General features: G+C 70.9%; 15 protein-coding genes. 5 read left to right on the top strand and 10 right to left on the bottom strand.

Annotated elements, in window-relative coordinates; genetic code table 11:
• Positions 1-185 precede the first annotated feature (185 nt).
• The gene (locus OG866_RS08455) at positions 186-1,193 is read left to right on the top strand and encodes a carboxymuconolactone decarboxylase family protein (protein WP_329332959.1); all 1,008 of its coding nucleotides are present in this window, start codon (positions 186-188) and stop codon (positions 1,191-1,193) included.
• Between the two features lie 267 nt (positions 1,194-1,460).
• Positions 1,461-2,120, top strand: coding sequence for a hypothetical protein (locus OG866_RS08460; RefSeq protein WP_329332961.1), 660 nt, complete (start codon positions 1,461-1,463; stop codon positions 2,118-2,120).
• A 28-nt stretch (positions 2,121-2,148) separates the two neighbouring features.
• Here OG866_RS08460 and OG866_RS08465 read toward each other — a convergent pair whose 3' ends face one another.
• The 9 genes from OG866_RS08465 to OG866_RS08505 all read right to left on the bottom strand — a co-directional run bounded on the left by OG866_RS08465 (position 2,149) and on the right by OG866_RS08505 (position 13,097).
• Positions 2,149-3,699, bottom strand: a complete 1,551-nt coding sequence (locus tag OG866_RS08465; protein ID WP_329332963.1) for an NCS1 family nucleobase:cation symporter-1 — start codon at positions 3,697-3,699, stop codon at positions 2,149-2,151.
• Between the two features lie 114 nt (positions 3,700-3,813).
• Positions 3,814-4,833 (bottom strand): TIGR03842 family LLM class F420-dependent oxidoreductase, encoded by a 1,020-nt coding sequence (locus OG866_RS08470; RefSeq protein WP_329332965.1) that lies wholly within the window; start codon positions 4,831-4,833, stop codon positions 3,814-3,816.
• Between the two features lie 11 nt (positions 4,834-4,844).
• On the bottom strand, positions 4,845-6,248 hold the full coding sequence (gene hydA / locus OG866_RS08475) for a dihydropyrimidinase (protein WP_329332967.1): 1,404 nt from the start codon (positions 6,246-6,248) through the stop codon (positions 4,845-4,847).
• A gap of 31 nt (positions 6,249-6,279) precedes the next feature.
• Positions 6,280-7,122: a nitrilase-related carbon-nitrogen hydrolase gene (locus OG866_RS08480; protein ID WP_059195362.1), complete on the bottom strand. Its 843-nt coding sequence runs from the start codon at positions 7,120-7,122 to the stop codon at positions 6,280-6,282.
• Between the two features lie 155 nt (positions 7,123-7,277).
• Positions 7,278-8,837 carry a PucR family transcriptional regulator gene (locus tag OG866_RS08485; protein ID WP_329332969.1) on the bottom strand — a complete coding sequence of 520 codons (1,560 nt, stop codon included), beginning with the start codon at positions 8,835-8,837 and terminating at the stop codon, positions 7,278-7,280.
• Between the two features lie 32 nt (positions 8,838-8,869).
• Positions 8,870-10,153 carry an aspartate aminotransferase family protein gene (locus OG866_RS08490; protein ID WP_329332971.1) on the bottom strand — a complete coding sequence of 428 codons (1,284 nt, stop codon included), beginning with the start codon at positions 10,151-10,153 and terminating at the stop codon, positions 8,870-8,872.
• The gene (locus tag OG866_RS08495) at positions 10,150-10,992 is read right to left on the bottom strand and encodes a nitrilase-related carbon-nitrogen hydrolase (RefSeq protein ID WP_329332972.1); all 843 of its coding nucleotides are present in this window, start codon (positions 10,990-10,992) and stop codon (positions 10,150-10,152) included. The genes OG866_RS08490 and OG866_RS08495 overlap by 4 nt, the downstream gene beginning before the upstream one ends.
• Positions 10,993-11,162: 170 nt before the next feature.
• Complete coding sequence (locus OG866_RS08500) at positions 11,163-12,713, bottom strand: hypothetical protein (RefSeq protein WP_329332974.1); 1,551 nt, start codon at positions 12,711-12,713, stop codon at positions 11,163-11,165.
• A gap of 132 nt (positions 12,714-12,845) precedes the next feature.
• Positions 12,846-13,097, bottom strand: coding sequence for a helix-turn-helix domain-containing protein (locus OG866_RS08505; RefSeq protein ID WP_329332976.1), 252 nt, complete (start codon positions 13,095-13,097; stop codon positions 12,846-12,848).
• Between the two features lie 32 nt (positions 13,098-13,129).
• Between OG866_RS08505 and map the strand changes: the two genes are divergently transcribed.
• The 3 genes from map to OG866_RS08520 all read left to right on the top strand — a co-directional run bounded on the left by map (position 13,130) and on the right by OG866_RS08520 (position 16,909).
• A complete protein-coding gene (map, locus tag OG866_RS08510; protein ID WP_329332978.1) occupies positions 13,130-13,903 on the top strand; it encodes a type I methionyl aminopeptidase in 774 nt (257 codons plus the stop codon).
• A gap of 7 nt (positions 13,904-13,910) precedes the next feature.
• On the top strand, positions 13,911-14,231 hold the full coding sequence (locus OG866_RS08515; RefSeq protein ID WP_329332980.1) for a hypothetical protein: 321 nt from the start codon (positions 13,911-13,913) through the stop codon (positions 14,229-14,231).
• Between the two features lie 134 nt (positions 14,232-14,365).
• Positions 14,366-16,909 (top strand): ATP-dependent Clp protease ATP-binding subunit, encoded by a 2,544-nt coding sequence (locus OG866_RS08520; protein ID WP_329343995.1) that lies wholly within the window; start codon positions 14,366-14,368, stop codon positions 16,907-16,909.
• Here OG866_RS08520 and ggt read toward each other — a convergent pair.
• Positions 16,904-18,691: a gamma-glutamyltransferase gene (gene ggt / locus OG866_RS08525; RefSeq protein WP_329332982.1), complete on the bottom strand. Its 1,788-nt coding sequence runs from the start codon at positions 18,689-18,691 to the stop codon at positions 16,904-16,906. The genes OG866_RS08520 and ggt overlap by 6 nt on opposite strands.
• Between the last annotated feature and the right edge of the window lie 44 nt (positions 18,692-18,735).

Raw genomic sequence — 18,735 nt, forward strand, 5'->3', positions numbered from 1 at the left:
GCCCTGGATCCCGCTCATGTCCGCACACTAGACCGCCGTACCGACCCCCGCGTCAGCCCTGTGGACAACTCCGCGGCTACTCCCGGCGTAGTAGTCCGGCACCCCCTCCCGCCCCGCCGGCGCAGGCCCAACTCCCTTCCGCCGTACGACGACCGAGGCCCCTCGCCCGGCGCACCCTGGCACCCATGTCCACTTCCTTCCGCTACACCGAGCCCCTGCCGCCCAAGGCGGCCACCGGACGCACCGCCGAGGTCTACCGGCAGCTGTCCCACGACTTCGGCATCGACGAGCCGCCCACCTTCGTGGTGCTCTCCGCCGCGCCGGAACTCCTCGCCGCCACCTGGGCGTTGATGCGCGAGTCCCTGATCGCCGGCCCCGGCGGCCGTACCGGCAAGGAACTCGCCGCACTCGGGGTGTCACTCGCCAACAAGTGCCCGTTCTGCGTGGACGCGCACACCGTGCTGCTGCACGCCACCGGCGACCACGCCCTGGCCGAGCGCGTCGCCCAAGGACACGAGCCGCGTGACGAGAAGGACGCGCGCGTGCTGGCCTGGGGCCGGCGCACCCGGGTGCCGGGCGCGGCCCTCGGCGACGGGCCGCTCCCCTTCCCGCGCGAGGACGCCCCGGGCTATCTCGGCACCGCGCTCGCCTTCCACTTCATCAACCGCGTCGTGTCCGCCCTGCTGACCGAGAAGATGCTGCCGTGCAACCTCCAGCGGTTCCGCGCGGTGCGCAGCATCGCGGGCCGTACCCTCGCGCGGGCCGTGCGCCGGGCCGCCGCGCCCGGTGAGAGCCTCACGCTGCTGGACCGTCCGGACGCCGGCGAGGCCCCCGCGTGGGCGGGCGGCACGGCCGTCGGTGACGCGTACGCGGCACTGCTCAGGGCGGCCATGGTGGGCGCCGACCTCCTCGACGCCGACGACCAGGACCTCGTGGAGGAGGTGTTGCAGGACTGGGACGGCGATCACCTCCCGCTCGGCCTCCCCGGCATCCCCGGCCGGGACGAGCAGCCGGGGGTACGGCTCGTGCTGCTGGCCGCGCTCGCGCCGTACCGCATCACGGACGAGGACGTGACCGCGTGGCGCGGCCCGCAGCACACCGACGGCGATCTGGTGCGACTCGTCTCCTACGGGGCGTTCCTCGCGGTCGACCGGATCGAATCGGCGTTCACCCGCGACCGAGTACAAACCTGAGGCGTCCACCCGCGACCCCGCGCGGACCTGACGGGAGGACGAACAGGGAGGACGAACAGGGAGGACATAACAGGGCACTCAACGCGTCAACCACGGGCCTCCGTCACCGCACATGCACGGAGCGAGTTGGCACTACCGCCCCACAGGGACTCGTGTGACACTGGCGTCCCGTCCACAGTGCGGACACCCTCCGCACCGACACCCCCGCGCCGTCCCCGTCCGCTGTGCGGACCACCTCCGCACCCATCCCCCACGAGAAGTGCGCCTGTGCGTTCCCTTCCCCTGTCGCTCGCCCTGACCGCGCGTCTGTCCCCGGTCGTCGTGCTCGCCGCCGCGGGCTGGACCCTGTCGTCCGGCCCCGCTCCGACCGTCGACCACGAGTCCGCGTCGAAGGGCGGCGGTGGCACCAAGTCCGCGTCGGCGCCCTCGACCGCGGCGGCCTCGAAGACGTACGCCTCCTCCCCCGCGCCCTGCGGCAGCGTCACCGTGAAGAACATCAAGTCGCTGGTTCCGGGCGCCAAGACGGCCGGCAAGGAGATTCCGTCCACGGACACGAAGCTCCGCCGCACCTGCTCCTGGAACGCGCTCAAGGGCTACGACTACCGCTGGCTCGACGTGTCCTTCGAGATCACGGACTCGGACGAATCAGCGCAGAAGACGTACAAGGAGCGCATCGGGGAGAAGAGCGGCGGAGGGGATGTTCCGGGCCTCGGGGACCAGGGCTACTCCGTCGTGAACCTCACCACGGAGGACAAGCAGCAGACGCGCGAGGGCACGGTGATCGTCCAGGCGTCCAACGCGCTGGTGGTCGTCACGTACAACGGCAGCGACTTCGAGTCGAAGAAGGCGCCCGACACCGACGTCATCAACAAGGGCGCCATCAAGGCCGCCAAGGACGCGGTGGCAGCGCTGGAGGGCGGCCGGTAATACCGGCCGCCCTCCAGCCGCATGACCGTCACACGCTCTCCTGCTCCCTCCCCAACGGCAGCATCAGCGCGACGTACAGCACCAGCGACGTTCCCAGGCCCACGGCCCAGCCGTAGTCCGCGAGAGGCTTGAGGAACGGGATCAGTCCGTCCGTCGGGAAGGGTCCCGTCTTGGACCCGTCGGCGCCGACGCCCGAGTACGAGCCGCCGACCGCGAGCAACCCGCCGACGACGAAGGCGAGGATCGCCCGCCAGTTCCAGCCGTTGGAGTACCAGTAGCGGCCACCGGGCGTGTAGAGGTCGGCCAGGTGCAGAACCGTACGGCGCACGATCCAGTAGTCGGCGATGAGGATGCCCGCGACCGTGCCGAGCAGACCGCCGACCACGCCGAGCCAGGTGAAGATGTAGAACTCGGGCGTCGAGATCAGCTTCCACGGGAAGATCAGGATGCCGACGACGCCCGTGATCAGCGCGCCCGTACGGAAGTTGATGAGCTTCGGGGCGAGGTTCGCGAGGTCGTACGCCGGTGAGACGACGTTCGCCGCGATGTTCACCGAGATGGTCGCGACCAGCACGATGATCAGCGCGAAGAGCAGCCCGAAGGTGTTGTCCGCCTTGGCGGCGAGGGTGACCGGGTCCCAGATCGCCTCGCCGTAGACGACCTCGGAACCGGAGGTGACCAGCACCGCGAGGACCGCGAAGAGCGTCATGGTCGTAGGCAGCCCAAGAGCCTGTCCCCAGGTCTGCGCCTTCTGGCTGGCGCCGAAGCGGGTGAAGTCGGGGATGTTCAGCGACAGGGTCGCCCAGAAGCCGATCATGCCCATCAGCGACGGGAAGAAGACCGGCCAGAAGTCAGGACCCCAGCCCAGCTTCGAGGGCTGGTCGAGCAGCGCGCCGAAACCGTCCGCCTTGACCGCGATCCACACCAGCAGCACGAGCGCGCCGACGATGACGAAGGGCGCGGCCCAGTTCTCGAAGTGCCGCAGGAAGTCCATGCCGCGGTAGATGATCGCGATCTGAAGCGCCCAGAAGAGCAGGAAGCACAGCCACAGCGGCCATGGGTTCCCGGCGATCTTCCCCGCGTTCTCCCAGTGCCCGCCGGTGAGTTTGGAGCCGAGGGCGAAGATTCCGCTGCCGCCGATCCAGGTCTGGATGCCGAACCAGCCACAGGCCACGGCCGCCCGGATCAGCGCCGGGATGTTGGCGCCGCGCAGTCCGAAGGAGGCGCGGGCCAGCACCGGGAAGGGGATGCCGTACTTGGGTCCGGCGTGCCCGGTCGCCAGCATCGGCAGCAGCACGATGATGTTGGCCAGGGCGATGGTGAAGACGGCCTGCTTCCAGTCCATCCCGAGCGCGACCAGGCCGGAGGCCAGGGTCCAGCTGGGAATGCAGTGGGCCATGGAGATCCACAGGGCCGCGAAGTTGTACGTCGTCCACTTGCGTTCGGAGACCGGTACGGGACGCAGGTCGTCGTTGGCGAAGGGACTGTCGGCGGGAAAGGCCTCGGGGCTGAGTTCGATGCGGCCGCCTGTGTCGGCGGACTGCGATATCGGCGACCCCGTGGGGACTGTGTCGGTCATGGGCAGGCCAATCAGTGAGCGGGACGGGAAAGGCCGTGCGGGGGCCTTGGGCCCTCCCTCCCCGGGACGGCGGGAAGGGAGGAGACAAGGTGTGGGGGGTCTCAGTGGTGCTGATCAGGCGTTGAGTGCGGGGATGACCTGCGCGCCGTACGCGTCGATGGTCGACTCCTGCGCGTCGTGCATGTCGTAGACGGCGAACTGGTCGACGCCCAGCTCGCGCAGGGCGTTGAGCTTCTCGATGTGCTTCTCGACGGGGCCGATGAGGCAGAACCGGTCGACGATCTCGTCCGGCACGAACGCGGTGTCCGGGTTGTCGGCCCGCCCGTGATGCGAATAGTCGTACCCCTCACGGGCCTTGATGTAGTCCGTGAGTTCGTCCGGTACGGCGGCCGAGTGCTCGCCGTACTTCGACACCAGGTCGGCCACGTGGTTGCCGACCATCCCGCCGAACCAGCGGCACTGTTCGCGCGCGTGGGCGAGCGCCTCGGGCGAGTCGTCCTCGGTGACGTAGGCGGGGGCGGCGACGCAGATCTTCACCTCGGAGGGGTCACGGCCGGCCGCGACCGCCGCGTCCTTCACCGCCTTGACCATGTACTCGGTCAGATACAGGTCGGCGAGCTGGAGGATGAACCCGTCGGCCTCCTCCCCCGTCATCTTCAGCGCCTTCGGGCCGTACGCCGCCATCCATACGGGGAGTTCGGCGTCCTCCTTGATCCAGGGGAACCTGATGACCGTGCCGCCGAGGTCGGCCTCCTGGCCGGAGCCGAGGGCGCGGATGACCTTCATCGCCTCGCTGATGCGGGCCAGCGTGTTCGGGGTGCGGCCCGCGACGCGCATCGCGGAGTCGCCGCGGCCGATGCCGCAGACGGTGCGGTTGCCGAACATGTCGTTGAGGGTGGCGAAGGTGGAGGCGGTGACCTCCCAGGTGCGGGTGCCCGGGTTGGTGACCATGGGACCGACCGTCAACTTCGTGGTGTTGGCGAGGATCTGACTGTAGATCACGAACGGTTCCTGCCACAGCACCGCGGAGTCGAAGGTCCAGCCGTAGGTGAAGCCGTTGCGCTCGGCGCGCTTCATCAGGCTGACGACCTTCGAGGCCGGCGGGTCGGTCTGCAGGACAAGTCCGAAGTCCATGGGCGCCACTCCTAGTTGAGGTACTGACAGGTGGAACGGGGGGTGTAGACGCCGTGCCCTGCGTGCCCGGTGTACTCCCGCTCGGTGATGACGAGTTCGCCGCGTGAGAGAACCGTCTCGACCCGGCCGGTGAGGCGCTTTCCTTCGTACGCCGAGTAGTCGACGTTCATGTGGTGCGTCTCGGCGGAGACGATCTGCTCGGCGTGCGGGTCGTAGATGACGACGTCGGCGTCGGCGCCGGGGGCGATGGTGCCCTTCTTCGGGTACATGCCGAACATCCGGGCCGGGGTGGCGCAGGCGATCTCGATCCAGCGGCGGCGGGTGATGTGCCCGTCGACGACGGCCTGGTGGAGCAGGTCCATGCGGTTCTCGACGCCGGGGAGACCGTTGGGGATCTTCGAGAAGTCGCCGCGGCCGAGTTCCTTCTGGCCGACGAAGCAGAAGGGGCAGTGGTCGGTGGAGACGACCTGGAGGTCGTTGGTCCTGAGGCCCTGCCAGAGCTTGGCCTGGTGCTCGCGCGGCCGGAGCGGTGTGCTGCACACGTACTTCGAGCCCTCGAAGTCCGGCTCGGCGAGATTGTCGGTCGACAGGAACAGGTACTGCGGGCAGGTCTCGCCGAAGACGTTGAGCCCCTCGTCGCGTGCCCGGGCCAGCTCGGCCACCGCCTCCATGGCCGAGACGTGCACGACGTACAGGGGCGCGCCGGCGACCTGTGCGAGCTTGATGGCGCGGTGGGTGGCCTCGGCCTCCAGCAGGGCCTTGCGCACCTCGCCGTGGTACCGGGGGTCGGTCTCGCCGCGGGCCAGCGCCTGCTCCACGAGGACGTCGATCGCGATGCCGTTCTCGGCGTGCATCATGATCAGGCCGCCGTTCTCGGCGGAGCGCTGCATGGCGCGCAGGATCTGGCCGTCGTCGGAGTAGAAGACGCCCGGGTAGGCCATGAACTGCTTGAAACTCGTCACCCCCTCCTCGACCAGCAGGTCCATCTCCTTGAGCGTCTCCTGGTTCACATCGGAGACGATCATGTGGAAGGCGTAGTCGATCGCGCAGTTGCCCTCCGCCTTCGCGTGCCAGGCGTCCAGGCCCTCGCGCAGGGAGTGGCCGACGCTCTGCACGGCGAAGTCGACGATCGTGGTCGTACCGCCCCAGGCGGCGGCCCGGGTGCCGGTCTCGAAGGTGTCGGAGGCGAAGGTGCCGCCGAAGGGCAGCTCCATGTGGGTGTGGGCGTCGACGCCACCGGGGATGACGTACTTCCCGGTGGCGTCGAGGGTCCGCTCGCCGGTGAACGCTTCGGCTGCGGACGTGCCCGAGGCGGCGAGGGCGGCGATGCGGCCGTCCTCGATCAGCACGTCGGCGTGGATCTCGTCGGACGCCGTGATGACGAGACCACCGCGGATGACGGTACGGCTGCTCATGGTCCCTCTCCTGCCGGGGTGGTGGGTTGGGTCAGGGTGCGGTCAGCGGCGGGTAGGCGTCCGGACGGCGGTCGCGGTAGAACTGCCAGCGGTCGCGGACCTCCCGCAGCTTGGCCAGGTCCAGGTCGCGGACGACGAGTTCGGTCTCCTTGTCGGAGGCGACCTCGCCCACGAACTGGGCCTCCGGGTCGACGAAGTAGGTCGTCCCGTAGAAGTCGTTGTCGCCCAGCTCCTCGACACCCACCCGGTTGATGGCGCCGACGAAGTACTCGTTGGCGACGGCGGCGGCCGGCTGCTCCAACTGCCAGAGGTAGGCGGAGAGTCCGCGCGAGGTGGCCGACGGGTTGAAGACGATCTCGGCACCCGCGAGGCCCAACGCCCGCCAGCCCTCCGGGAAGTGGCGGTCGTAGCAGATGTAGACGCCGATCTTCCCGACCTTGGTGTCGAAGATCGGCCAGCCGAGATTGCCGGGGCGGAAGTAGAACTTCTCCCAGAATCCAGGGACTTGGGGGATGTGGTGCTTGCGGTACTTGCCGAGGTAGGAGCCGTCGGCGTCGATCACGGCAGCCGTGTTGTAGAGGACGCCGGGCTGCTCCTCCTCGTACATCGGCAGGATCAGGACGATCCCCAACTCCTTGGCCAGCGCCTGGAATCGCTTGACGATCGGGCCGTCCGGGATCTGCTCGGCGTACTCGTAGAACGCCTTGTCCTGGACCTGGCAGAAGTACGGTCCGTAGAACAGCTCCTGGAAGCACAGGACCTGAGCACCCTGCGCGGCCGCGTCGCGGGCCGCCTGCTCGTGTACCTGGATCATCGATTCCTTGTCGCCCGTCCACGCGGTCTGGAAGAGGGCGGCACGGATCACTCTGCTCATCGGGACCTCCGGTCACTCGGTGTGCGAGCAATCTAGGAAGTCCGAAAGCGGGCTTTGAGTTGCAGCGTGTCACGTCTGCGGGCGTGCGGCGTGTCACGGTGTCACCCTTGCGCGATCCCATGTTTCACCGCCGTTTTCCCAGGTCATGGCATGTTTCAGCTCTGTTGCGCGTCATGCGCGAGGAGCGCGATGTGCACCGAGGCGGCCTGCTCGAAATCATCGAGGTCGACGCCGAGGCGGGTCTGTATCGCTTCGAGACGCCGGTACAGCGCGGGGCGCGAGACATGGTGGAGCTGGGCCGTGCGGGACTTGTTGCGGCCGGTGGCGAGATAGGTCCGCAGGACGGCGAGCAGCCCCTCCCCGACGCCCGATCCCGTGCCCGAGTCGCACAGCAGCCCGTCCAACTCCCGTTCCGCGAAGGACTGCACATGCGGGTCGTCCCGCAACAGCCGTATCAGCCCGCGCAGATGGACGTCCTTGAGCCGTACGACAGCCGGGAGGTCGAGTACCCCGGAGGCGACGGCGTCCGCCACATGCCGGGCCTCGCGCATCCCGGCGGGGACGTCGTCCCAGGATGTACGGGGGTCGGCCGCGGCCACGACCGTCTCCGTCAGCCGGGCCGCGAAGTTCGCCGTCAGGACCGCGGCGTCCTGGTCCCGGGCCAGGCTCAGCAGTACGGCGGTGACCCCGTCGGCGAGTTCGGCGACAAGGCCGGGCAACCCCAACAGGCGCAGCACCCGGTCGAGTTCGGCCGGATCACCGTCCCGTACGACCAGTGGCACGAACGTCCGCCGGTTGACGGGCAGCCCGGCGGCCCGCGCCCGCGGCAGCAGCTGCCGAGCCGGTACGACCCCGCTGACGAGGTCGGTGAGCAGGCTCTGCGCGGACTGCTCCTCCCAGGTGTGGGCCGAGGTGCCGCCGAGCATGCGGTGCAGGACGAGGGCCTCGGCGGCCCGGTCGGCCAGCAGCCGTCCGCTCGCGGTGTCCCCGCGGTAGCCGCAGAGCAGGATCTGCCCCCAGCGTTCCCCACGCCCGCCCAGTTCGGCGCGGATCCAGCCGTCGCCCTCGGTGCCGCCGGCCTGCCGGGAGATGCGCTCCCAGTCGCGCAGCACGTCGTCCACGGCCGGCCGCTCCCCCGCGGTGGCGAGGACGCGGTGGGCGAGGTTGGTGACGACGACCGGGCAGGCGCTGTGCTGGGCGACCTCGTCGAGCAGTCGCTGGAGCGGAGCGCCCGCGGTGATGAGGCCGGTGAGGGAGGTGCGGACGGCCTCGGAGAGGCTCACCGCCGCGAACTTCCGCCGGACCAGCCGGGACTGCACCTCCTCGGTCAACTCCGCGAAGGGGAAGGGCCGGTGGAGGACGACCATGGGCAGCCCGCACCGCTCGGCGGCCCGGCGCATCACGTCCGGCGGGGCCGGGAAGGCACGGCCGAGACCGAGGACCACGGCGGCGGCCTCGGCCCGGTGCAGCGACTGGATGTACTCGGCCTGCGCGCCCTCGTCCCCGGCCAGCAGCACCCCGGTGGTGAGGACCATCTCGCCGCCGGTGAGCATGACGCCGACGTCGGCGGCCTCGGCGACATGCACCCAGCGCACGGCCCGGTCGAGCTGGGCCGCGCCGGCCACCACCTCGGGCTCCCCGGCGAGCACCCGTTCCAGGGTGAGGACCTGGCGGACGGACAGGGCCGGTTCCAGATGGTCCAAGGCGGTGGTCATGGCGCGTGTTCCCTTGCTCTTCAAGCGTGTTGCTACTGGATGCTCCTCAGAGCCTTGTCGAGGATCGCGGCGCCCTCCTCGGCCTCCGCGACGGTGAGGGACAGCGGCGGGGCGACCCGCAGCGCGCTGGTGTTGTGGCCGCCGCCCTTGCCGATCAGCAGCCCGCCCGCGCGGCACGCCTCCAGCACGGCGCCCGCCGCGTCCGGGGCGGCCTGGTCGGTGCCGGGTTTGACCAGCTCGACGCCGAGCATCAGCCCGCGGCCTCGGACCTCGCGTACGCCGGGCACCTGGGCGGCGACGGCCCGGAGCCGTTCGACGAGGAGTCCGCCGACGCGCCGCGCGTTGCCCTGGAGGTCGTGTTCCAGCAGGTACGACAGGTTCGCGAGCCCCGCCGCCATGGTGATCTGGGTGCCGCCGAAGGTCGAGATGCTGTTGGCGTCCAGGCAGTTCATGATCTCGGCGCGGGCGACGACACCGCCGATGGACATGCCGTTGCCGATGCCCTTGGCGAAGGTGAGGAGGTCGGGCGGGCCGTTCTGCCCGTGTGCCTGCCAGCCCCAGAAGTTGTCGCCGGTGCGGCCCCAGCCGGTCTGGACCTCGTCGGCGATCCACAGGATGCCGTGCTCGCTGAGCACCTCGCGGAAGGCGGCGTACAGCCCGTCCGGCGGGGAGGTGAAGCCGCCGACGCCCTGGATCGGTTCGGCGATCAGCGCGGCGGGCGGCCGGGTGTGGCCGAGGAGATCCTTCAGGTCCTCGACGCAGGCCGCGATGAAGTCGTCGTCGCTCAAGGACGCGTAGGGGCCGCGGGTGCGGACGCCGCCATGGACGTACAGCGTCTGGAGCGGGGAGAGCGAGGTCGGGGACCAGCCGCGGTTGCCGGTGATGCCGACGGCGCTGAAGGAACGGCCGTGGTAGCTGTTGCGCATCGCGAGGATCGTGTTGCTGCGGCGGTACGTCGTCGCGAGCAGCAGGGCGGTGTCGTTGGCCTCGGTGCCGGAGGTGGTGAAGAAGACACGGGCGTCCGGGATGCCGGACAACTGGGCGATGCGCTCGGCGAGTTCGACCATGGGCCGGTTGAGGTAGAGCGTGGACGAGTGGATGATCCTCCCGGCCTGTTCGCTCACCGCCTTCGTCACCTCGGGCAGCGCATGCGCCGTCATCGTGGTGAGGATGCCGCCGAAGAAGTCCAGGTACTTGTTGCCCGCGGCGTCCCAGACGTACCGGCCCTCGCCGTGCGTGATCTCCAGCGGGTCGTCGTAGTAGAGGGCGAGCCAGTCGGGGAGGACGGAACGATGGCGTGCGAAGAGGTCGTTCACGGCTGCACCAGTCCCTCGTAGGCGTCGGGCCTGCGGTCCCGGTAGAAGGCCCACTGCTGCCGTACCTCTTCGATGAGGTCGAAGTCGAGGTCGCGGACGACGAGTTCCTCGGTCTTGTCACTGGCCGTGTCCCCGACGAACTGACCACGCGGGTCGACGAAGTACGACGTCCCGTAGAAGTCGTTGTCGCCGTACTCCTCGACGCCGACACGGTTGATCGCGGCGACGAAGTACTCGTTGGCGACGGCGGCGGCCGGCTGCTCAAGGCGCCAGAGGTGGCTGGAGAGGCCCCGGTGGGTGGCGGAGGGGTTGTAGACGAGCTGGGCGCCGTTGAGCCCGAGTTGGCGCCAGCCCTCCGGGAAGTGGCGGTCGTAGCAGATGTATACGCCGACCTTTCCCACGGCCGTGTCGAAGACGGGCCAGCCCACGTTGCCCGGCTTGAAGTAGTACTTCTCCCAGAAGCCCTTCACCTGCGGGATGTGGTGCTTGCGGTACTTGCCGAGGAAGGTGCCGTCGGCGTCGATCACGGCGGCGGTGTTGTAGTAGAAGCCGGACTGCTCCACCTCGAAGACGGGCACGACGATCACCATGCCGGTCTCGCGGGCGAGCTCCTGCATACGCCGCACGGTCGGCCCGTCGGGCACCGGCTCGGCCCACCGGTAGTGCTCCGGTTCCTGGACCTGGCAGAAATAGGGGGCGTTGAACACTTCCTGGAAGCCGATGATCCTCGCACCCTGGCGGGCCGCCTCGCGGGCGTGCTCCTCGTGCTTCGCCACCATGGACTCGGTGTCGCCGGTCCAGGTGGCCTGGACCAGTGCGGCACGAACGACGTTGGCCATGAGCTGCTCCTTCGACGGGACCTCAGAGCCTCTACGCCCGTAGATGAAGGCCGTAGAGGGTCGAAAGTAAGCCTCTCCAGCAGCCTTGCCAAGACCATCGTCGTTAACCCGCTGAGTCGATCACGTTTCACACTCACGTGGGTGAGCGGACGCGGGTCGGGCGGGCGCGCTCAGGTGGTGAAACCGGCGACGCGGAGCGCGTGCACGAGGTCCCAGTGGCGTTCCTCCGAGACCCCCTGGGCGGCCGCCAGCAGCAGCGGTACGAGGGTCTGCGGGCCGGGGGCGGCGCTCCGTGCGGCCTCTTCCGGGGTGCGGACGCGAACATACGCGTCGAGCAGCGCGCGCACCTCACGGCGGCGCCCTTCGCGGACGAGCCCGAGCACGGCCTCGCCGACCTCCTCGGCGGGCCGCACGACGCCCTGCCGCAGCACCTGCTCCCCGTCCGCACCACGCCCCGCCTCCACGAGCGCGTCCGCCGCGGCGACGAGCCGCTCCGCGGGCAGCGAGGCCGCTTCCCACAGCAGGGTCGCCCAGTCGGCGCCGAGCCCGGCGCGTTGCAGCTCGGCGGCGAGCAGCGGGAACCGGGCGGCGGGCCAGTACGCGGCGTCGACCAGCAGGGCGTGCGCCTCTCCGCTCCGCCCCTCCCCCCGCAGCCGTACGAGCTGCTCGACGGCCTGCGCCACCTCCCGCCGGGCCCCGCCGTCCAGCGGCTCGGCCTGCGCCCGCGCCGGCTCCACCGGTTCGGCGGCCCCGGCGAACCGGGCCCCTCGCGGGGTACGGCGACCGGTGGCGGCCGGGGTGGGCAGCGTCGGCACGGCGGCGGGAGGTACGACGACGGGTGCGGCGTCCTCCTCGACGATGCCGGCGAAGCGGGCGCTGCCTCGGCGCCGTTTGCGCTGCTTGGGGGTGGGGGCGGGGGTGCTTACGGGGCCCTCACCGCGGCCACCGGCCTCGGGCTCCTCGGGCCTTCCGGTGCCTCGAAGGTCATCGGGGCGTGCCGGGGAATCCTGGAGAGCGGACGGGGCGGCAGCGTCGACCTGGCCGGGGTCGGGCGTCCGGTCGCGATGCTGCCAGAGCTGACGGTCGGCGGAACCCTGGGCTCCGGCCGCGACACCACCGCCCCACCCCGTCCCACTCTCCTCCCCGACGGGGAAAACCCCACCGGCCGCCATCTGTCCGCCCCGCCGGATCGCCTGGGCCTGGCCGCCGGCCGAGCGGCGGTCCAAGTCGGCCATGCGGGCGCGGAGTTCGGCGCAGCGTGCGGTCGCGCGTTCGTGGTCGTCGCGGGCCCAGGCGAGGTCGAGGCGGATCGCGTCGGCGGCGTCGCGGGTGGTGGCGGTGGCGAGCAAATGACCCAGTTCCGCCTGGCGTTCGGCGGCGTATCGCTGCTCGCGGAGCATGACGTCGAGACGGTCGCCGAGGGCGTCACGGGCGCCCGGCCGGGCGTCGTACGCGGCGAGGGCCTCGGCGTGCAGGGCGCGGGCCCGCTCCACTTCGGGGGTGGCGACGGCGGGACCGTACTCGGTGGCGAGGTCCTGGAGGAGCGCCTCCACCACGTCCCAGGGCGGCACTTCACGCCCCTCGAGACAGGCCTGCATGCCCTCGGGGTCGCGCTGCCAGAACACCGCGCACCAGCCGCCGCTCTGATCCAGGCGAGCCAGCAGGCCGTCCAGGTGGTACACGAACTCCCGTATCTGCACCGGGAGTTGATCCACTGCCATCGCTCAACTCCCGCCAGACCGGAGCACTCCGGTCCGTAAGACAACACGAGCCGTGTTACGAACGCGCTACGGGGAGTTTTCGGACCGGCCGCAGAGTCCGCCGCACCTGCCGGAACGCGCCGTGCGGCAAGGTCACACGGGCGCGAGCGCGCACCTCTCCACGATCTCGTCCATCGACAGGCCGAGCGCCCGCGCCAGGGCCGCCACGGTGAAGAACGCCGGCGTGGGGGCCCGGCCGGTCTCGATCTTCCGCAGGGTCTCGGCCGACAGGCCCGCGCTCGCCGCGACGTCGGCCATGCTGCGGCCGCCGCGCGCCGCACGCAGCAGCCGGCCGAGCCGTTCGCCGCGTTCACGTTCTTCCGGGGTCAGTGGGGTGCGCACCATGCCCCCATACTAATACCGGTATAGTAATTGGAATGGTGGAGCTGAAGACAGACACATCGATCAACGCCATGTACGAGGCCGGCCAGGTCGTCGGGCGCGCTCTCACGGCCGTGCGCAAGGCCGCCGACGTGGGGGTTTCCCTGCTGGAGCTGGACGAGGTGGCGCATGAGGTGCTCCGGGAGGCGGGCGCGACCTCGCCCTTCCTCGGCTACCGGCCCTCCTTCGCGCCGACCCCGTTCCCGGCCGTCCTGTGCGCCTCGGTGAACGACGCGATCGTGCACGGCGTCCCGACCCGCTACCGGCTGCGCGACGGCGACCTCGTCTCGATGGACTTCGGCGCCGAACTCGGCGGCTGGGTCGGCGACTCGGCGATCAGCTTCACGGTCGGTACACCGCGCGAGGCGGACCTGCGTCTGGTCGAGGCGGCGGAGCGGGCCCTGGACGCCGGTATCGCGGCGGCCGTCGTCGGCAACCGCATCGGCGACATCGCGCACGCGATCGGCACGGTGTGCCGGTCGGCCGGTTACGGCATCCCGGACGGCTTCGGCGGGCACGGCATCGGCCGCCGTATGCACGAGGACCCGGGGGTCCCGAACGAGGGCCGCCCCGGCCGTGGCATGAAGCTGCGTCACGGCATGGTCCTGGCGATCGAGCCCATGGTGATCGGCGGCGGCACCGACGGCTACCACGCCGACGCCGACGGCTGGACGCTGCGCACGAACGACGGTTCGCGCGCGGCCCACGCCGAGCACACGGTGGCGATCACGGACACGGGCCCCCGCGTCCTCACCGCACGCACCGACTGACGTCGGTATGCGCGTCGGCTCGGGCGCCCCCGCCGACGCCGACCGGATCGCGACCCCGCACACGGCGAGCCGGCACAGGAGCAGCGGGAGAAGGGGCGGGCGCGGTCCCCGTCCGGACCGCGTGGGGACCGGCCCCGGCCGCCGCCTCCTGCGCGCCGGCCTCACCCGGGCGGCCACCCCGTGCCCTGGCCGGGGCGTCGTCCTGAAGGTGCTGCGGGGCAACGATCGTGCGATCGTGTTCTACGAGCGTGAAGGCGGCCTGCGCACGGCCGAGCGCCCGCTGCGGCGGGCCCCCGACCTCGTGGTGGGCGAGGTCGAGTACACCTGACCCGCCGCGCGGGTGGGTCGCCTGGCGAAGGAGTGGTCACAGGTGTAACGGGCCGCGGCCCGGGTTACCCGACTCCGGCACGTCGATCAGCGAGGGCGTCCCGGGCCCCGCAGGGACGCCGGATGGGAACGGCCATGACCAGCGGCTTCAGCGGACCGGAGGGCTACGACCCGTTCGGTGAGTTCCTCGCCCGTTTCTTCGGCGGGCCCCGCCCCGGCCCCCGGCAGATCAACATCGGCCAGCTCCTGAGCCAGCCCGCCCGGGAGTTGGTCCGGGGTGCCGCCCAGTACGCCGCCGAGCACGGCAGCCGGGATCTGGACACCCAGCATCTGCTGCGGGCGGCGCTCTCCGCCGAGCCGACCCGGAGTCTGCTGAGCCGGGCCGGCGCGGACCCCGACGAGCTGGCGACGGAGATCGACGAGCGGTCGGGCCCGGTGCTGCACCCGCCCGGTGAGGTCCCGCCGCCGACCTCGCTCTCCCTGACCCCGGCCGCCAAGCGCGCCCTGCTGGACGCGCACGACCTGGCCCGGTCCCGCGGCGCCGGTTACATCGGCCCCGAGCATGTCCTCAGCGCGCTGGCCGCCAACCCCGACTCGGCGGCGGGCCACATCCTCAACTCGGCCCACTTCGCGCCGACCGGCCTGCCGCCCGAGGCCGCCCCCGACGCCGGTACGGCCCGCACCGACGCGCCGCGCGACACCGGCACCCCGACCCTCGACAAGTACAGCCGCGATCTCACCGACCTGGCCCGCCGGGGCGGTATCGACCCGGTCATCGGGCGGGACGAGGAGATCGAGCAGACCATCGAGGTGCTGTCCCGGCGCGGGAAGAACAACCCGGTCCTCATCGGTGACGCGGGGGTCGGCAAGACCGCCATCGTGGAGGGCCTCGCCCAGCGGATCGCCGACGGTGACGTGCCGGACGTACTCACCGGGCGGCGGGTCGTCGCCCTCGATCTGACCGGCGTGGTCGCGGGCACCCGTTACCGGGGCGACTTCGAGGAGCGGCTCAACTCCATCGTCTCCGAGATCCGGGCCCACTCCGACCAGTTGATCGTCTTCATCGACGAACTGCACACCGTGGTCGGCGCGGGCGGGGGCGGCGAGGCCGCCTCCATGGACGCCGGCAACATCCTCAAGCCCGCCTTGGCGCGGGGCGAGTTGCACATCGTCGGCGCGACCACGCTGGAGGAGTTCCGGCGGATCGAGAAGGACGCGGCACTGGCCCGCCGCTTCCAGCCCATCCTGGTGCCCGAACCCTCCGTCGCGGACGCGCTGGAGATCCTGCGCGGGCTGCGCGACCGCTACGAGGCCCACCACCAGGTCCGCTACACCGACGAGGCGTTGACGGCGGCCGTCGAGCTGTCCGACCGTTACCTCCCCGACCGCCGGCTGCCCGACAAGGCGATCGACCTGATCGACCAGGCGGGCGCACGGGTACGGCTGCGGGCGCGCACCAAGGGCACGGACGTACGCGCTCTGGAGCGCGAGGTGGAGCAGCTCGTCCGGGACAAGGACCAGGCCGTCGCCGACGAGCAGTACGAGCAGGCCATGCAACTGCGCGACCGGATCACGGAGTTGAAGCAGCGGATCGCCGAGGCGTCCGGCGACGACACGGCCGACGAGGGCCAGCACCTGGAGGTGACGGCGGAGGCGATCGCCGAAGTGGTGTCCCGCCAGACGGGCATCCCGGTCGCCAGCCTCACCCAGGAGGAGAAGGACAGGCTGCTCGGCCTGGAGGAGCACCTGCACCAGCGGGTCGTGGGCCAGCAGGAGGCGGTCCGGGTCGTCGCCGACGCGGTACTGCGCTCCCGGGCCGGACTCGCCAGCCCCGACCGTCCGATCGGCAGCTTCCTGTTCCTCGGCCCGACCGGCGTCGGCAAGACCGAACTGGCCCGCGCCCTCGCCGAGGCCCTGTTCGGCAGCGAGGAACGCATGGTCCGCCTCGACATGAGCGAGTACCAGGAACGTCACACGGTCAGCCGCCTGATCGGCGCCCCGCCCGGATATGTCGGCCACGAGGAGGCGGGCCAGCTGACGGAGGTCGTCCGCAGGCACCCGTACTCCCTGCTCCTCCTCGACGAGGTGGAGAAGGCGCACCCGGACGTCTTCAACATCCTGCTCCAGGTCCTCGACGACGGACGGCTCACCGACTCCCAGGGCCGCACCGTCGACTTCACCAACACGGTCGTGGTGATGACCAGCAACCTCGGCTCCGAGGCGATCACCCGCCGCGGCGCCGGCATCGGCTTCGGCGCGGGCGGTGCGGAGGCCGACGAGGAGGCACGCCGGGAACAGATCCTGCGCCCGCTGCGCGAGCACTTCCGCCCCGAGTTCCTCAACCGCATCGACGAGATCGTCGTCTTCCGCCAGCTCACGGAGGAACAGCTCCGCCAGATCACCAACCTCCTCCTGGACCGCACCCGCCGCATGCTGCACGTCCAGGGCATCACGGTCACCTTCACGGAACCGGCCGTCGACTGGCTCTCCCGCCGCGGCTACCAGCCGGAGTACGGCGCCCGCCCGCTGCGCCGCACGATCCAGCGGGAGGTCGACAACCAGTTGTCGAGGCTGCTGCTGGACGGCCGGGTGAAGGAGGGCGGCAAGGTCACGGTGGACGTGCAGGGCGAGCAGCTCGCGTTCCGCACGGAGGACGAGCTGCCCGCCGCCGAGCTATGACGCCGGACGCACCACCATCGCCGAGCCACCGCCTCGCCGTACCTTCTCGGCGGCCGCCAGCCACCTGCCGTCCGGCAGCCGCTGCACGCCGGTCGCGGCACCGATCTCGGCATTGAGCCGGAAGCCGTGCCCGAGGGCCTCCAGCCTGGTCCTCAAGTCGCTGTTGTAGAGGGCTGGTTCGAGCTCGGTGGTGGTCTGGTTCCGCTGACTCGCCCGGGGCGCCGCGATGGCGTCGACCAGCGGCATCCGCTGGTCCAGGAACTGCGTCAGCGTCTGGAGCACGGTCGTGATGATCGTCGCCCCACCCGGTGAACCCAGCGCCACCACGGGCTTGTTGTGCTTGTCCAGCACGATCGTCGGCGAGATCGACGACCGCGGTCGCTTCCCCGGGCCCGGCAGGTTCGGGTCGTGCACAGCCGGGTTGGCGGGAGCGAAGGAGAAGTCCGTCAGCTCGTTGTTGAGGATGAACCCACGCCCCGGCACCGTGATCCCGCTGCCGCCGGTCTGCTCGATGGTGAGGGTGTAGGAGACGACGTTCCCCCACTTGTCGGCGACCGTGAGATGCGTCGTGTTCTCACCTTCGTACGTCGTCGGCGCCGCCGTCCCCGTCGACCCGGGGCTGTTCGGGTCGCCGGGCGCGACCGGGCTCGTGAGCACCGCGTCGTCCTTGATGAGCGCGGCCCGCTCATCGGCGTACCGCTGCGAGAGCAGCCCCTTCGTCGGTACGTCCTCGAAGGCGGGGTCGCCGACCCAGCGCCCGCGGTCCGCGAACGCGATCCGGCTCGCCTCGATGTAGCGGTGCAGGTACTGCACCTCGCTCGCCTTGGAGAGGTCGGTGTTCTCCAGGATGTTGAGGGCCTCGCCGACCGTGGTGCCGCCGGAGGAGGAGGGGGCGATGGAGTAGACGCCGAGGCCGCGGTAGGAGGTCCTGGTCGGCTTCTGGAGCTTGGCCTCGTACACGGCGAGGTCCTTCTCCGAGAGGTCGCCGGGGCGGGCGTTCCAGCCCGAAGCGGGGTCGACGGGAGGCTTGTTGACGGTGTCGAGGATGTCGTCGCCGAGGTCGCCGTGGTAGATGGCGCCGACGCCCTTCTTTGCCAACTCGGCGTAGGTGCGGGCGAGATCGGGGTTCTTGAAGGTGGAGCCGACGACCGGGAGGGCGCCGTTCGGCAGGAACAGCTTCGCCGTGTCCGGGAAGTAGCGGAAGCGGGTCTCGTTGAGGGCGGTCTGCGCACGGAAGGTGTCGTCGACGGTGAAGCCGTCGCGGGCGATCCTCTCGGCCGGCTTGAGAACCGTACCGAGTCCTCTGCTGCCCCATTCGTCGAGGGCGGTCGCCCAGGTGGCCGGGGTGCCGGGGGTGCCGACGCTCAGGCCGCTGGTCACCGCGTCGGCGAACGCGAGGGGCTGGCCGTTCTCCACGAAGAGATCGGAGCCGGCGGTGAGCGGGGCGGTCTCACGGCCGTCGATGGTGTGCACGGTACGGGACTTGGCGTCGTAGTAGACGAAGTAGCCGCCCCCGCCGATGCCGGAGGAGTAGGGCTCGGTGACACCGAGGGCTGCGGCCGTGGCGACGGCGGCGTCGACGGCGTTGCCGCCCTTCCTCAGCACCTCGATACCGGCCGCGGAGGCGTCCGCGTCGACGCTCGCCACGGCGCCGCCGTAGCCGACGGCGACGGGCACTTTCGGGGGTGTGGTCGTGGCCGTCGGCGGGGCCGCGGCCCCTACTGACACCACGGCGGCCGAGACCGCGAGCACCGACAGTTTCCGCGCGACAGGGCGACGCATGCGCACCTCCAGGCCAGGACCGTCCGCGCAGCGTAACCACAACA

The sequence above is a fragment of the Streptomyces sp. NBC_00663 genome, from assembly GCF_036226885.1.
Lineage (GTDB): Bacteria > Actinomycetota > Actinomycetes > Streptomycetales > Streptomycetaceae > Streptomyces.

Bases quoted from the DNA above. Each gene is read 5' to 3' on its own strand.
- OG866_RS08485 (WP_329332969.1), bottom strand. From the start codon at position 8,837: ATGACCACCGCCTTGGACCATCTGGAACCGGCCCTGTCCGTCCGCCAG.
- OG866_RS08465 (WP_329332963.1), bottom strand. From the start codon at position 3,699: ATGACCGACACAGTCCCCACGGGGTCGCCGATATCGCAGTCCGCCGAC.
- OG866_RS08495 (WP_329332972.1), bottom strand. From the start codon at position 10,992: ATGGCCAACGTCGTTCGTGCCGCACTGGTCCAGGCCACCTGGACCGGC.
- OG866_RS08505 (WP_329332976.1), bottom strand. From the start codon at position 13,097: ATGGTGCGCACCCCACTGACCCCGGAAGAACGTGAACGCGGCGAACGG.
- hydA (WP_329332967.1), bottom strand. From the start codon at position 6,248: ATGAGCAGCCGTACCGTCATCCGCGGTGGTCTCGTCATCACGGCGTCC.
- OG866_RS08500 (WP_329332974.1), bottom strand. From the start codon at position 12,713: ATGGCAGTGGATCAACTCCCGGTGCAGATACGGGAGTTCGTGTACCAC.
- OG866_RS08455 (WP_329332959.1), top strand. From the start codon at position 186: ATGTCCACTTCCTTCCGCTACACCGAGCCCCTGCCGCCCAAGGCGGCC.
- OG866_RS08470 (WP_329332965.1), bottom strand. From the start codon at position 4,833: ATGGACTTCGGACTTGTCCTGCAGACCGACCCGCCGGCCTCGAAGGTC.
- OG866_RS08520 (WP_329343995.1), top strand. From the start codon at position 14,366: ATGACCAGCGGCTTCAGCGGACCGGAGGGCTACGACCCGTTCGGTGAG.
- OG866_RS08480 (WP_059195362.1), bottom strand. From the start codon at position 7,122: ATGAGCAGAGTGATCCGTGCCGCCCTCTTCCAGACCGCGTGGACGGGC.
- OG866_RS08515 (WP_329332980.1), top strand. From the start codon at position 13,911: ATGCGCGTCGGCTCGGGCGCCCCCGCCGACGCCGACCGGATCGCGACC.
- map (WP_329332978.1), top strand. From the start codon at position 13,130: ATGGTGGAGCTGAAGACAGACACATCGATCAACGCCATGTACGAGGCC.
- ggt (WP_329332982.1), bottom strand. From the start codon at position 18,691: ATGCGTCGCCCTGTCGCGCGGAAACTGTCGGTGCTCGCGGTCTCGGCC.